The following is a 12326-nucleotide window of genomic DNA, read 5'->3' on the forward strand; positions in this document are numbered from 1 at the left end:
CAACTGGCGCGAGTAGCACGATGTCCTCTGACCTGTGGAGCTTTTCCCTTGCCACCTACGCCCGCCCGGGTGTGGAAGACGCCTGCCTGCAACTGCAAACGGCGGGGGCCAATGTGTGCCTGTTGTTATGCGGTTTATGGCTGGAACAGCGCGCAGTGACCTGCGATGAACAACGCGTCCGCCAGCTTCAGGCGCTGACCGAGCCGTGGGATATCAACGTGGTGCAGCCGCTGCGAATACTGCGCATGCAATGGAAATCGCGGGCGGTGGATGACGCGGTGTTGAAAGGCATGCGCGAGCAGATCAAATCACTCGAACTTGAGGCTGAGCGAGCGTTGCTGTCACGGCTTGAGGGTGTGGCCCAAGAGTGGACGCGAAACGATGCTGGTTCAAAAACCTGGCTTGAGGGATTGGCCGACATGGCGGCCAGCCCGAACCGCGACGCGCTGCAAGTGCTGCGCGTCGCGTCAACCGGCGCTTAGGAAGCGCTGGTCGGGTTGTTGCTGACGCTCGACGCAGCGGCTGGCGATGGCGCAGTCGAAGGGGTCGAGGTAGTAGCGGCTGGTGCAGCGGCGGCTGGTGTGGCCGGAGTGGCTGGCGCAGCAGGCTTGGCAGCTGGAGGGGTAGCCGGTTTGGCGGCAGCTGGTTTGGCAGCGGCTGGCTTTTTCACGGCGGGTTTTGCGGCAGGTTTTGCAGCTGGCTTGGCGGCTGGTTTTGCAGCAGCAGGCTTGGCAGCAGCAGTCGCTGGTTTGGCAGCAGCGGCCGGTTTAGCGGCTGGCTTGGCTGCCGGTTTGGCGGCGGCTTTCACGGCTGGTTTGGCAGCAGTTTTTGCTGGCGTTTTTGCCGCAGGTTTGGCTGCTGCTGGTTTAGCGGCAGTCTTGGCAGCGGGTTTTGCAGCAGCTGGTTTAGCAGCAGGCTTCGCGGCAGCTTTAGCCGCCGGTTTAGCAGCGGCGGTTTTCGCTGGAGCCGCTTTGGCAGCAGCTGGTTTGGCGGCTGGTTTAGCAGCAGCGGCACGGGTAGCCGGCTTGGCAGCGGCAGTACGCGCAGCAGGTTTTGCCGCAGTGGTTTTAGCCGCTGGTTTTGCAACGCTTGCCGCAGCAGGTTTCTTCGCTGCAGGTTTTGCAGCCGCTTTGGCCGCTGGTTTTGCAGCGGCTTTCACCGGTGCTTTTGCAGCAGGCTTGGCAGCGGTTTTAGCCGCTGTTTTTGCAGCAGGTTTGGCCGCTGCAGTTTTCGCTGGAGCTTTGGCTGCAGCAGGTTTTGCAGCAGCTTTCTTCGCCGGTACCGCCGCTGGTTTAGCCGAGCGAGTCGACAATACTTTGCCCACAGCTTCTTGAACGCGACCCACACCCTGGGCCAGTTTCAGGCTTTCCTGGGCATCGCGCTTGAGTTGCAGAATGTAGCTGCGGGTGTCGGACTGACGATCCTTCAAGGCATCGAGCAGGTCTTCCAGTTCTTTCACTACGCCCTTGGCTTTGGTCTGTGCCTTGGCTTTGCCGGCGGCAGCTGCGTCCTGCAATTTGGTGCGGGATTTATGCAGCTTTTCTTGCGCCTTGCCACGTTGCTTTTCCAGTTTGGCGAGCAGTTTTTCAGCATCAGCCAAGGCTTGGGAGCAAGCGTTTTCCAGATGCTCGAGCAAGCTGCCCGAGAGTTGTTGGAGTAAGTGCAACGGAGTGTTTACAGGCTTCTTGGTGGCCGACATGGTTTACCTCCTGGCTGACGTGAGTGCGGCTCATACTAGACCTCTGCAGTTACCGCCGCTAGGGCATCTTGACAGTATCGATTGCGTTGCGTTGCACCGAATCGAAAATGTTCTGCGCGAAGGCAAAAGCAGTTCACCGTTGCTGACGTTCGCGCTGGCATAATCCACCGCATCTCAGGACGGAGTGTGCCCATGTCGCGCTACTTTTTTTTATCCCTCTGCATGGTTTTTTCGGCCGCTCACGCTGACGAAAAAACCACCGCGAACGACGCTCACGATCTGGCCTACAGCCTCGGTGCCAGCCTCGGCGAACGGCTGCGTCAGGAGGTCCCGCAGTTGCAGATTCAGGCCTTGGTCGATGGCTTGCAGCAAGCCTATCAAGGCAAGCCGCTAGCGCTGAGCGAAGCACGCATCGAACAGATTCTGGCTGATCATGAAGCGCAAAATGCCGAGCACTCGGTCCAGCCGTCGAGCGACGTCGCAATGGAAAACGAACAGCGTTTTCTCACCGCCGAAAAAGCCAAACCGGGCGTGAAGGAACTGGCCGATGGCATCCTGCTCACCGAGCTGACACCTGGCACCGGCACCAAGGCCGGCCCCGATGGGAAAGTGCAGGTGTTGTATGTCGGTCGATTGCCCGACGGCACCGTGTTCGATCAAAACACGCAGCCGCAATGGTTCAATCTCGACAGCGTGATTGCCGGTTGGCGTACCGCGTTGCAGAACATGCCGGTGGGCGCGAAATGGCGACTGGTGATTCCATCGGATCAAGCCTATGGCGCCGACGGTGCCGGCGACCTGATCGCCCCGTTCACACCGCTGGTGTTCGAAGTGGAATTGCGCGGCGCGACGAGTTGAACAGGCAATAAAAAACGGTGCGCTTTGGGCGCACCGTTTTTTTTGTTCTGAGGAAGCGGTTCAGGCCTGAACCGGATCTTCTTCCTTGTGTGCTGTGTGCAGCACTTCAATCAGACAGTCTTCGAGTTCGAAGCGCTCGTGCAGCAGCCCGCCGAGCTCCTTGAATTTCTCGGCAACGCATTTGCCTTCGTCGCACAAATCGTTGAACGCGAGCAGCTTCTCGGTGATGACATCGATACGCGGATAGATCGTCTCGGCGAGTTCCAGACCACGTTTGTCGTTGAACGCTTTGGCTTCGCCAGTCAGCTGTTCGTAGATTTCGAAGTGCCCGGCCGAAACGTAATCGACCAGCACACCGCAGAATTCCTGCAAGGGCTTGCGGCTCTCGGACAGCGACTCAGGCTGCGCACCGAGCTTGTCGTAGGCACCGATCAGTTCTTCACGCTCTTGCAACCAGCGGTCGATCAGCAGATGAACTCCACCCCAACGTTCCTGAGCATTCTGACAACTTTCGAGCATGGCGATCTCTCTTCCCTTGTGGGTCATGCTGCTCTACACCCGCGCCCCTCTTCTGATTCTGGCTTGGGGGTCGGCCGGGCAGAGCGTCATCGAGCAACATAAATCCAATGACACGTGCGGGCCAGATTATGCCCGCACGCCTATGGCTTCAAGGTACGCAGGAGATAAAGTTCATACAAGTGTTTAATCCCGCAGCAGCACCGGGTGCGACGCTTCGCCGCTGAGCGGGCGTTGCAGAGCACTCCAGACCAGCCGCAACATTTGATACACGGCCAGAATCGAGATGGCGACAAAGAACAACAGGCTCCACTCCGGGATGCTCAGATCGAACAGCGTCCAGGAAATTTCCGCACAATCGGCGCCGCCACTAAACATCGTTTGCAGGGCACAGATCCATGGCAGACCACTGAACAGGTTCTCCGGCGCTGGCGAGCAATTGAGCAGGTGCAATATCGGATCGCTCTGTATCAATACCTGCCGCCAGGCCGCCGTAGTACCTCCCAGGCTCGCGCCCAGGGTCAACAGCCAGTAGAACCACAACCCGACACGCTTGGGACCATGCACCGCCGCCACACCGCTGGATACGCACACCAGCGTGAGGAACAGGCGCTGCACCAGGCACAGGCTGCATGGCGTCAGACCGACAGCATATTCAAGATAATAGGAAGCTCCCAGAGCAAAGGCCCCCGCAGTGAAAGCCATGAAGAACAAGGAGCGTGAGCAGGCCAACGACATGGCTTTTCCGTAACAGTAGAGACAGATGGTTACGGTAGAGGAAAGCGTGTCAGCCTTTCAAGGCGAGGCCCTGCCGACAGTTCACCAGAGGTGTAGGGAAAACCCGACAGGTTCGAGAGGAATTGATGTAGGCCGCTGTAGGAATTTGCCTCGGACACTGCCCCGGGTTGAAATTTCAGCCACAAAAGGTAAGCGAGGGAGCGAACTCCCTCGCCACTTCAGACGTGAGCCGGAACCGGCAACGGCGCGGCCAGCAGGCGCTCGTCCAGCAGACCCAGGCCTTCCTGGAATAACTGATTGCTGCGCTCGGTATCGCCCAATTGTGCGAGCAGACGCGCAAGTTCCGCACAGGCCTCCGGATTGCGCTGCACACGCAGGCTGCTTTCCAGATAATCACGCGCCTTGCCCCACAGACTGGTTTGCAGACACAGTCGGCCGAGGGTCAACAACAAGCTCGGATCGTTCGGATGATCCTTCAGCCAGCCTTCGGCGGTTTGCAACTGACGAGCCGGATCGCTACCGCGTACCAGACCGTAGAGACGGGCCAGATGACTGTCGTACTTGCGCTTGAGGGCGGTGCGCAACACTTCCTCCGCTTCGACCTGAGCGCCCAGCTGACGCAGCTGTTCGGCGTATGCCAGCACCAGCGGTGGTTCCTGACGTTGCGCCGAGGTGAGCTGTTCCCAGGCGCGCGTGAGCGACTGCAAGCCAACGCTCCCATCCTCTTCACGCTGTGCGGCCAGCGACAGGTTTTCACCCCAGGCGCGGCGCTCGAGTTCAGCCAGTTCGGCGCGCGGCAGGACTTTGTCCTTGCGCAACTCAGGGAGTAAACGAATCACCGCCGACCATTCGCCGCGCTGCTGATACAAGCGCTGCAACTGGCGCAACGTCTGCGCATTGTGCGGGTGGCGATCATGCATCGCTTGCAGGGTCACCAAGGCACCGTCGGTATCGCCACGGTCAGTCTGCAGTTGCGCATGGCTCAGAGCGATTGCCAGTTCCGCTTGAGGCTGACGCTCCAGCGCGCGCTCCAACAATCGATCGCATTCTTCATAATTGCCTTGCTCGTTGGCTGCACGGGCAGCGCCGAGGTAGTACAGCAATGGCTGGCGCTCGGCTTCCGCCGCTCGATAAAGATGACGCTGTGCACTGGCCCAACGACCTTCGGCGAGATCCAGTTGACCGTGTTCGATCGCCACCTGGACACGACGACTGCGGTTGCGGCGCGACCATGGATTGACCACACCACTGGAGGTCATGATCAATTCAACCAGCGCCTTGATGCCCCAGATCAGCAGCCACAACACCGCGATCACCGCCAGGGTCGCCCAAAGGCTCGCTTCGTAACGGAAGCTCTTGTAGGCAATCAGCACGTAGCCGGAATGCTGGGCCACCGCAAAGCCCAGCGCCGCCGTCGCCGCGATCACCAGAAACACGATCACATAGAGGCGTTTCATGGTGTGGCCTCCTGCGCGGTGTTGGCGGCAGGTTTGGCGAAGGGTTTCACCGACTCTTCGGCGTTGACGTTGCGCCGCTCAAGATAGGCTTGCACCGCACTCAGCGTGCCGGCCAGATCCGGGGTCGCAACCGTAACCGGTTCTTTGCTCAGCTCGGCGACCTGCTCCAGCATCACTTTGCTTTGCGGATTGTCCGGGTTGAAATTGCCTTTGAGGACATCGCGCGCCTCGGCCATTGCCTGGGTGTAGACCGGCGCCTGACCGTTGAGGGCTGCCCACTGGGCCTGCTCAAGCGCCAGGCTCAAGGCCAGACGCACCTGACTCAGGCTCTGCCCGGCCAGCAGCGGCCGCACATTCTTGTCGGCATTGAAATCGATACGGATGTAGCGCGAGACCTGATCCCACCACTGCGCCCAACGACTGGCGCCATCGCCATCGGCAGTCAGGCCCAGCAGTGATTCGCCGCGATCCTTGTACTCCGGCGCCAGCTCGGTGAGGTCGATGACCTGATCACGCAACGCGCCGAGACGCAGGAACAGACCGGTGCGATCCGGTTGTGCAGTGCTGCGCAGCGCCACCAAGGTTTTCGCCACTTGCTCGCGAGCGGCGAAGGAACCGGGATCGTTTTGCTCACGGAGGATTTCGTCAGCGCCCTGCACCAGCGCCTGAGCGCTGCTGATGTCCTGCAACGCCGACAGACGCAGGCTGGCCAGACGCAGCAAGTGCTCGGCTTCGGCCAGGCGCCAGTCCTTGCGACTGGCGCCGAGGACGGTTTCCAGACGTTGATTGAGACGCTGTTGATCACCCTGAATCTGCGTCACCAGTCGTTGGCGCTCGGCAAGTTCGTCGGCACCCGGCAACTGCGCGAGACGCTCGGTCAGACGCTGCTCATTGAGCTTCAGACTCTGCGCCTGATCGTTCAATGCCTGCACTTCACCGGACTGCTGCTGAGTATTGGTCTGCAGGTGGCGGACCTGCCAGACACCCCAGCCACCGATCGCGACGCCGGCGGCGCCGAGCAACAAGGCGACGATGGCCAGTCCATTGCCTCGGCGCGGCTCTTTGGCCGGCGGTGGAGTTTCAACCTGGGATTCAATCACAGGCTGGACGTCATCTTTAGGCAAGGCTGTTTCGCTCACGTATCCATCCTTTGCATTAGAAAACGGGTACGGGATGCTCCCGCAACGCCGTCAGCAAAGCCGCGGCACTCGCGCCGCGGCAATCCACAACTGTTTGAGCCCCGGCGGCACGTGCCAGCTCGGCGACCCTTGGGCTTGGTACAAACAACGGCAACCGCGCGACGGTCGGCCAGACATCGCCGGCCATTTGGCGCAGGTGCTCGAAACCCTGTCCACTGCTGACCACCAGCCCGTTCAAGCGTTCCGCTTCGATCCGTCGTGGCAGCTCTTGCGGCGCGTAGGTTGGCAGGTCGCGTCGATACAATTCCAGATACTCGACACTAGCACCTAGCGCCCGCAAGCGCTCGGCGAGGAGTTCTCGCCCACCCTCACCGCGCAGGATCAATACCTGTGCACCGGGCTGGCTCACCGCCTCACGCAGACGCGGTAATTGCAGCAAGGCTTCGCTGTCATCGCCGGCAACCGGGAAGTTCGCGTCCAGTCCGTGATCCAGCAGAATCTGCGCCGTCGCCGCACCGACGCTGAACCACGGCATCGCCAGCGCAGATGAACCATCGAGCAGATCCAGTGCAATGCGCGCCGCCGGTTTGCTGACCACGATCACCGCGTTGCAACGCGGCAACCGCAAAATCGCCTGACGAATCTTCTCAGAGACCGGCAAGGGAACAATGTCCAGAAGCGGCAAACAGCTACTGAAAACGCCCTGCCCGGCCAACGTCTGCGCCAGCGCCGCACAGTCTTCCGCGGGGCGCGTCAGCAGCAGGCGCCAACCGGTCACTCGTGACCTGCCTCGCCGTAGACCGCTTTGAGAATATCGGCAGCACCTTGGCGCAACAGGTCTTCGGCAACCTGCACACCGAGCGCTTCGGCTTCGGCGCGCGGTGCCCGGGCTTCAGCACTGAGCAGCTTGCCGCCACTCGGCTCGCCAACCAGACCGCGCAGCCACAACTGCTCGCCTTCGAGCACGGCGTAGCAGGCGATCGGCACTTGGCAGCCGCCATTCAAATGTTTGTTGAGAGCACGCTCGGCGGTGACGCGCGACGTGGTGTCGGCGTGATGCAGCGGTGCGAGCAAGGCGTGAATTTCAGTGTCGGCGCTGCGGCATTCGATACCGACTGCGCCCTGGCCACCGGCTGGCAAGCTGTCATCGACGCTGATCGCCGAGGTGATGCGATCTTCAAAACCAAGACGGATCAAACCGGCCGCCGCGAGGATGATCGCGTCGTACTCGCCGGCATCGAGCTTGGCCAGACGGGTGTTGACGTTGCCGCGCAGGAAGCGAATCTCGAGATCAGGGCGACGGGTCAGCAACTGTGCCTGACGACGCAGACTCGAAGTGCCGACGATGCTGCCGACAGGCAACGCGTCGAGGCTGGCGTAGGTATTGGAGACGAAAGCATCACGCGGGTCTTCGCGCTCACAGATGCAGAACAGACCGAGGCCTTCAGGAAAGTCCATCGGCACGTCTTTCATCGAGTGAACAGCGATGTCGGCTTCGTTTTCGAGCAGCGCGGTTTCCAGCTCCTTGACGAACAGACCCTTGCCGCCGATCTTCGACAGTGGCGAATCGAGCAGCTTGTCGCCGCGACTGACCATGGGCACCAGCGTCACCAGCAGGCCCGAATGGGCCGCCTCAAGACGGGCTTTGACGTATTCGGCCTGCCAGAGGGCCAGCGCACTTTTACGGGTGGCGATGCGGATTTCGCGAGAGGACATGGATCAATCCGTACTGAATAGATACGGCGGATAATAACAGCTCAGCCAAATCCACTTTGACTTGAATCAGAGTCGGCGCGGCCTCCCTGGCCTGCAATGCCCGGTGAAAAGAAGTTTGAGCCGCCGGAAATGTCCGGGTTACAGGCCCTGCATCATCTTGCGCACACCGGCCACGTGCCGACGGCTGACGATCAGCGCATCACCATTGAGGCCTTTGAGGAACAGCTGGAAATGCCCCAGCGGCGTGCGTTGCAGACGTTCGATGCGGTCGCGGGCGACCAGCGCGTTGCGGTGGATACGCACAAAGCGTTCGCCGAATTCGTCTTCGAGGGCCTTGAGCGGCTCATCAAGCAGCACTTCACCGGCCTCGTGGCGCAAGGTCACGTATTTGTGGTCGGCAATAAAGTAGACCACCTGATCCAGCGGGATCAGTTCAATGCCTTTGCGGGTGCGGGCGCTGATGTGGCTGCGCGGGCCATTGCCGCTTTCGGCAGCAGGACGGGTCAGGGCCGAGAGTTGCGCCCGATTGGGACGTTCAGCCCGTTTCAGGGCGTCATGCAGATGTTCAGTTCGCACGGGTTTCACCACATAGCCCACGGCGCTGGCCTGCAGGGCTTCCACGGCAAATTCATCGGGGCTGGTGCAAAACACCACGGCCGGCGGCGTTTCACGTTCGCACAGACGGGCAGCAACCTGCAGGCCATCGAGGCCCGGCATGCGGATATCGAGCAGCACGATATCCGGCTTGTGGCTGTCGATCAGTGCCAACGCCTCTTCGCCATTCGTGGCGCTGGGCTCCAGAACTGTATAACCCTCGAGCTCGCTCACCATTCGGCTGAGGCGCTCGCGAGCCAGTGGTTCGTCATCAACGATCAGGACATTCATATTGCGCTGGATTCCTGCGTGAGTCTCGCACAAGGATAGCGTAGACAGGTGAAGTGACGTCCGTCACCGCGATCCACGCTAAGACTAGCCCGAGCGCCAAAAAGTGCCGTACGTCGGCCAGCAATATTTGCCAGTGTCCGGGTCGTACTGCTCAAAGCCCGCTGTTTCCTGCGTTTCTCACGGGGTTTGCCAAAGGACAAAACACCCACCCCCTCTTCTTATAGTCGGCGGCCAGACCTTTGCGCGATCCGCAGTCGCGCCGACCCTTATGTCCTACTGTAGACGCTCGTCGGGCCGATATTGCTCAATCGAAAAATATCCTTGCGCAAATCCACCGGCACCTGCGCCGACTATGGCGCACACAATGAGAAAAAAACGTATCGACCGGTGTCAGCGACAGTCTGGGCAACCCTGTTATTATCCGCGCCAGCGTTTCACGCCTTTTTTCTTCAAGCCGATACGAGCGAATTCATGAGCACTGACAAGACCAATCAGTCCTGGGGCGGCCGCTTCAGTGAACCCGTCGACGCCTTCGTCGCCCGCTTCACCGCCTCCGTCACTTTCGACCAGCGCCTGTATCGCCACGACATCATGGGTTCGATCGCCCACGCCACCATGCTGGCCAAGGTCGGCGTGCTGACCGATGCCGAGCGCGACAGCATCATCGATGGCCTGAAGACCATTCAGGGCGAAATCGAGGCCGGCCAGTTCGACTGGCGCATCGACCTCGAAGACGTGCACATGAATATCGAAGCACGCCTGACCGACCGCATCGGCGTCACCGGTAAAAAACTCCACACCGGGCGTAGCCGCAACGACCAGGTCGCCACCGACATCCGCCTGTGGCTGCGTGACGAGATCGACCTGATCCTCGCCGAAATCACCCGCCTGCAAAAAGGCCTGCTGGAGCAAGCCGAGCGTGAAGCCGCGAGCATCATGCCGGGCTTCACCCACTTGCAGACCGCGCAGCCAGTGACCTTCGGGCACCACATGCTGGCCTGGTTCGAAATGCTCAGCCGCGACTACGAGCGTCTGGTCGACTGCCGCAAGCGCACCAACCGCATGCCACTGGGCAGCGCCGCGCTGGCCGGCACGACCTACCCGATCGACCGTGAATACACCGCGCAACTGCTGGGTTTCGACGCCGTCGGCGGCAACTCGCTGGACAACGTTTCCGATCGCGACTTCGCCATCGAATTCTGCTCGGCCGCGAGCATCGCGATGATGCACTTGTCGCGCTTCTCCGAAGAGCTGGTGTTGTGGACCAGCGCGCAGTTCCAGTTCATCGATCTGCCGGACCGTTTCTGCACCGGCAGCTCGATCATGCCGCAAAAGAAAAACCCTGACGTGCCAGAGCTGGTGCGTGGCAAGACCGGCCGCGTATTCGGCGCACTGATGGGCCTGCTGACTTTGATGAAAGGCCAACCGCTGGCTTACAACAAGGACAACCAGGAAGACAAAGAGCCGCTGTTCGACGCCGCCGACACCTTGCGCGACTCGTTGCGAGCCTTTGCCGACATGATCCCGGCGATCAAACCGAAGCACGCGATCATGCGTGAAGCGGCGCTGCGTGGCTTCTCCACCGCGACCGATCTGGCGGACTATCTGGTACGCCGTGGCCTGCCGTTCCGTGACTGCCACGAAATCGTCGGCCACGCGGTGAAGTACGGCGTGGACACTGGCAAGGATCTGGCCGAGATGAGCCTGGAAGAACTGCGCCAGTTCAGCGACCAGATCGAGCAGGACGTGTTTGCCGTGCTGACTCTGGAAGGCTCGGTGAATGCCCGCGATCATATCGGCGGCACTGCGCCGGCACAGGTCAAGGCTGCTGTAGTTCGCGGTCAGGCGTTGATCGCCAGCCGCTAAAAGCCAAAAGCTTCGCGAGCAGGCTCGCTCCCACAGGTTTGCGTCGGACACATAATCGTGTTTCAGCGCATAACCCTGTGGGAGCGAGCTTGCTCGCGAATGTCGATCTTCAGAACAGCAAATAACTCACTTCTTGGCAGCGATCATCGCCAAAAACGCCGGCATCGCCGCTTCTTTGTCCGCCGCAATCTTCTGCACATGCGGATTCTGCTCAAGCCGCTCCAGCAGCGCCTTCGCCTGCGGCATCTGCTCCAGCAAATCAATTCCGAACAGTTTCTGCCCGACCGCACAGGCCAGCGGCACGCTGTAGAGGAAGTACAAGTCGGCAATGCTCAGACTGTCGCCCGCCACATACGGGGCGAACTTGCCGTGCCGACCCAGCGCTGCAAAACCCAGCTGCAATTCAGTCTTGGTCTTTTCCTTGATCGCCTCCGGCAAGGTCATGCCGAAAAATGCTTCGCCATAACAGGCACGCCCCGGCAGCTCGATGTACAGCTCGATTTCCTTGGCAATCGCCAACACCTGCGCACGCTCGAACGGATCGCCTAGCAGCAGCGGCGTGCCTTTCTGGGTTTGTTCGAGGTATTCGAGGATGATCGCTGTTTCGTTGATGAAACCGGCGTCCACACCGAGCACCGGGACTTTGCCGCGCGGGCTGATGGCCAGAGATTCCGGGGTCTGCGCTGGATAGAACGTGACCTCTTCGAACGGCAGGCCTTTTTCCAGCAGCGCCAGCTTGACCATGTTGTAGTAGTTGCTGACTGAGAATCCGTAGAGCTTGAGCATCACATAGCCTCCAGGCCGTGCGGGGTGGGCAGTGCCTGTTTATAGATCGCCGAGGCGAATCCCGCCAGCAGCATCACGCCGCTGAATGCGGGTAAACTGGCGCCTTTCCTTGAGGAGCCTGCCATGAGCGAGCCGACAGACATCGACAACGACGAAGAAGAGTTCACCGAGGCTACGTTGATCGAAGCCATCGAGAACCAGATTGAGAGCGACAACCCGCCAGCGGCCAAGGCGACCTTCAACAAGCTGACCCTGGTGGGTGTCGAGCGCGAAGAGATCCTCAACCTGATGGCGCACGTGCTGGCCTACGAAATTGACGCGATGCTCGATGAAGACCGCGCATTTGATACTGAATGGTACGAAGCCGCGCTGCGTTCATTGCCTGAGTTACCACCAGAAAAGCAGTAACAACACATTCCCCTGTGGGAGCGACGGTGCGACGATTCGACTTGCTCGCGAAGGCGTTTTAATCAATCAACTTATTGATGAATGACACACCGCTTTCGCGAGCAAGCTCGCTCCCACACAATTTGTCACCCATCTATCGGCCCTGCGCCTGAGCCCCGACTACACTGGAATCCGCCTCAAGACAAAATCCCTGATCTGAGCACTGGACATGCCGCAAAAGCGGGTTCACCTTAGGGGCGCTGTCGTCCAATTCCTAGA

13 protein-coding genes are annotated in these 12326 nt (G+C 60.3%); 4 read left to right on the forward strand and 9 right to left on the reverse strand.

Going from position 1 to position 12326, the window contains the following annotated elements; all coding sequences use genetic code 11:
- Positions 1 to 20: 20 nt before the first annotated feature.
- Entirely contained in the window at positions 21 to 482 is a 462-nt protein-coding gene (locus ACZZ0G_RS10540) for a TIGR02444 family protein (RefSeq protein ID WP_463556102.1), read from the forward strand.
- Here the strand turns inward: ACZZ0G_RS10540 and ACZZ0G_RS10545 are convergent.
- Positions 479 to 1699: an AlgP family protein gene (locus ACZZ0G_RS10545; protein ID WP_463556103.1), complete on the reverse strand. Its 1221-nt coding sequence runs from the start codon at positions 1697 to 1699 to the stop codon at positions 479 to 481. The genes ACZZ0G_RS10540 and ACZZ0G_RS10545 overlap by 4 nt on opposite strands.
- A gap of 192 nt (positions 1700 to 1891) precedes the next feature.
- On the opposite strand from ACZZ0G_RS10545, the gene ACZZ0G_RS10550 reads away from it, so the two are divergent.
- Positions 1892 to 2557 (forward strand): FKBP-type peptidyl-prolyl cis-trans isomerase, encoded by a 666-nt coding sequence (locus ACZZ0G_RS10550; RefSeq protein WP_463556104.1) that lies wholly within the window; start codon positions 1892 to 1894, stop codon positions 2555 to 2557.
- Between the two features lie 60 nt (positions 2558 to 2617).
- Here ACZZ0G_RS10550 and ACZZ0G_RS10555 read toward each other — a convergent pair whose 3' ends face one another.
- From ACZZ0G_RS10555 to ACZZ0G_RS10585, 7 genes are all read right to left on the reverse strand, one after another.
- A complete protein-coding gene (locus tag ACZZ0G_RS10555; RefSeq protein WP_016985889.1) occupies positions 2618 to 3076 on the reverse strand; it encodes an Rsd/AlgQ family anti-sigma factor in 459 nt (152 codons plus the stop codon).
- Positions 3077 to 3259: 183 nt separating this feature from the next.
- Entirely contained in the window at positions 3260 to 3811 is a 552-nt protein-coding gene (locus tag ACZZ0G_RS10560) for a disulfide bond formation protein B (RefSeq protein WP_463556105.1), read from the reverse strand.
- A gap of 218 nt (positions 3812 to 4029) precedes the next feature.
- Positions 4030 to 5268: a heme biosynthesis HemY N-terminal domain-containing protein gene (locus ACZZ0G_RS10565; protein WP_463556106.1), complete on the reverse strand. Its 1239-nt coding sequence runs from the start codon at positions 5266 to 5268 to the stop codon at positions 4030 to 4032.
- The gene (locus ACZZ0G_RS10570; RefSeq protein WP_463556107.1) at positions 5265 to 6407 is read right to left on the reverse strand and encodes a uroporphyrinogen-III C-methyltransferase; all 1143 of its coding nucleotides are present in this window, start codon (positions 6405 to 6407) and stop codon (positions 5265 to 5267) included. Before ACZZ0G_RS10570 ends, ACZZ0G_RS10565 begins: the two co-directional genes overlap by 4 nt.
- 16 nt (positions 6408 to 6423) lie before the next feature.
- Complete coding sequence (locus tag ACZZ0G_RS10575; protein ID WP_463556108.1) at positions 6424 to 7185, reverse strand: uroporphyrinogen-III synthase; 762 nt, start codon at positions 7183 to 7185, stop codon at positions 6424 to 6426.
- A complete protein-coding gene (gene hemC / locus ACZZ0G_RS10580) occupies positions 7182 to 8123 on the reverse strand; it encodes a hydroxymethylbilane synthase (RefSeq protein ID WP_463556109.1) in 942 nt (313 codons plus the stop codon). Before hemC ends, ACZZ0G_RS10575 begins: the two co-directional genes overlap by 4 nt.
- A gap of 138 nt (positions 8124 to 8261) precedes the next feature.
- Entirely contained in the window at positions 8262 to 9008 is a 747-nt protein-coding gene (locus ACZZ0G_RS10585; RefSeq protein WP_038359143.1) for a LytR/AlgR family response regulator transcription factor, read from the reverse strand.
- A gap of 471 nt (positions 9009 to 9479) precedes the next feature.
- Between ACZZ0G_RS10585 and argH the strand changes: the two genes are divergently transcribed.
- Positions 9480 to 10874, forward strand: a complete 1395-nt coding sequence (gene argH, locus ACZZ0G_RS10590) for an argininosuccinate lyase (RefSeq protein ID WP_007911110.1) — start codon at positions 9480 to 9482, stop codon at positions 10872 to 10874.
- 126 nt (positions 10875 to 11000) lie between these two features.
- Here argH and ACZZ0G_RS10595 read toward each other — a convergent pair whose 3' ends face one another.
- Positions 11001 to 11660, reverse strand: coding sequence for a glutathione S-transferase family protein (locus tag ACZZ0G_RS10595; protein WP_463556110.1), 660 nt, complete (start codon positions 11658 to 11660; stop codon positions 11001 to 11003).
- A gap of 123 nt (positions 11661 to 11783) precedes the next feature.
- Between ACZZ0G_RS10595 and ACZZ0G_RS10600 the strand changes: the two genes are divergently transcribed.
- Positions 11784 to 12068 carry a hypothetical protein gene (locus ACZZ0G_RS10600; RefSeq protein WP_463556111.1) on the forward strand — a complete coding sequence of 95 codons (285 nt, stop codon included), beginning with the start codon at positions 11784 to 11786 and terminating at the stop codon, positions 12066 to 12068.
- The last annotated feature ends 258 nt before the right edge of the window (positions 12069 to 12326 follow it).

The sequence above is a fragment of the Pseudomonas sp. AC169 genome (assembly GCF_979258515.1).

What these genes read in the sequence shown, in the direction of transcription:
- ACZZ0G_RS10560 (WP_463556105.1), bottom strand. Translation starts at nt 3,811, where the DNA reads ATGTCGTTGGCCTGCTCACGCTCCTTGTTCTTCATGGCTTTCACTGCG.
- ACZZ0G_RS10565 (WP_463556106.1), bottom strand. Translation starts at nt 5,268, where the DNA reads ATGAAACGCCTCTATGTGATCGTGTTTCTGGTGATCGCGGCGACGGCG.
- ACZZ0G_RS10545 (WP_463556103.1), bottom strand. Translation starts at nt 1,699, where the DNA reads ATGTCGGCCACCAAGAAGCCTGTAAACACTCCGTTGCACTTACTCCAA.
- ACZZ0G_RS10550 (WP_463556104.1), top strand. Translation starts at nt 1,892, where the DNA reads ATGTCGCGCTACTTTTTTTTATCCCTCTGCATGGTTTTTTCGGCCGCT.
- argH (WP_007911110.1), top strand. Translation starts at nt 9,480, where the DNA reads ATGAGCACTGACAAGACCAATCAGTCCTGGGGCGGCCGCTTCAGTGAA.
- ACZZ0G_RS10540 (WP_463556102.1), top strand. Translation starts at nt 21, where the DNA reads ATGTCCTCTGACCTGTGGAGCTTTTCCCTTGCCACCTACGCCCGCCCG.
- ACZZ0G_RS10600 (WP_463556111.1), top strand. Translation starts at nt 11,784, where the DNA reads ATGAGCGAGCCGACAGACATCGACAACGACGAAGAAGAGTTCACCGAG.
- ACZZ0G_RS10555 (WP_016985889.1), bottom strand. Translation starts at nt 3,076, where the DNA reads ATGCTCGAAAGTTGTCAGAATGCTCAGGAACGTTGGGGTGGAGTTCAT.
- hemC (WP_463556109.1), bottom strand. Translation starts at nt 8,123, where the DNA reads ATGTCCTCTCGCGAAATCCGCATCGCCACCCGTAAAAGTGCGCTGGCC.
- ACZZ0G_RS10595 (WP_463556110.1), bottom strand. Translation starts at nt 11,660, where the DNA reads ATGCTCAAGCTCTACGGATTCTCAGTCAGCAACTACTACAACATGGTC.
- ACZZ0G_RS10585 (WP_038359143.1), bottom strand. Translation starts at nt 9,008, where the DNA reads ATGAATGTCCTGATCGTTGATGACGAACCACTGGCTCGCGAGCGCCTC.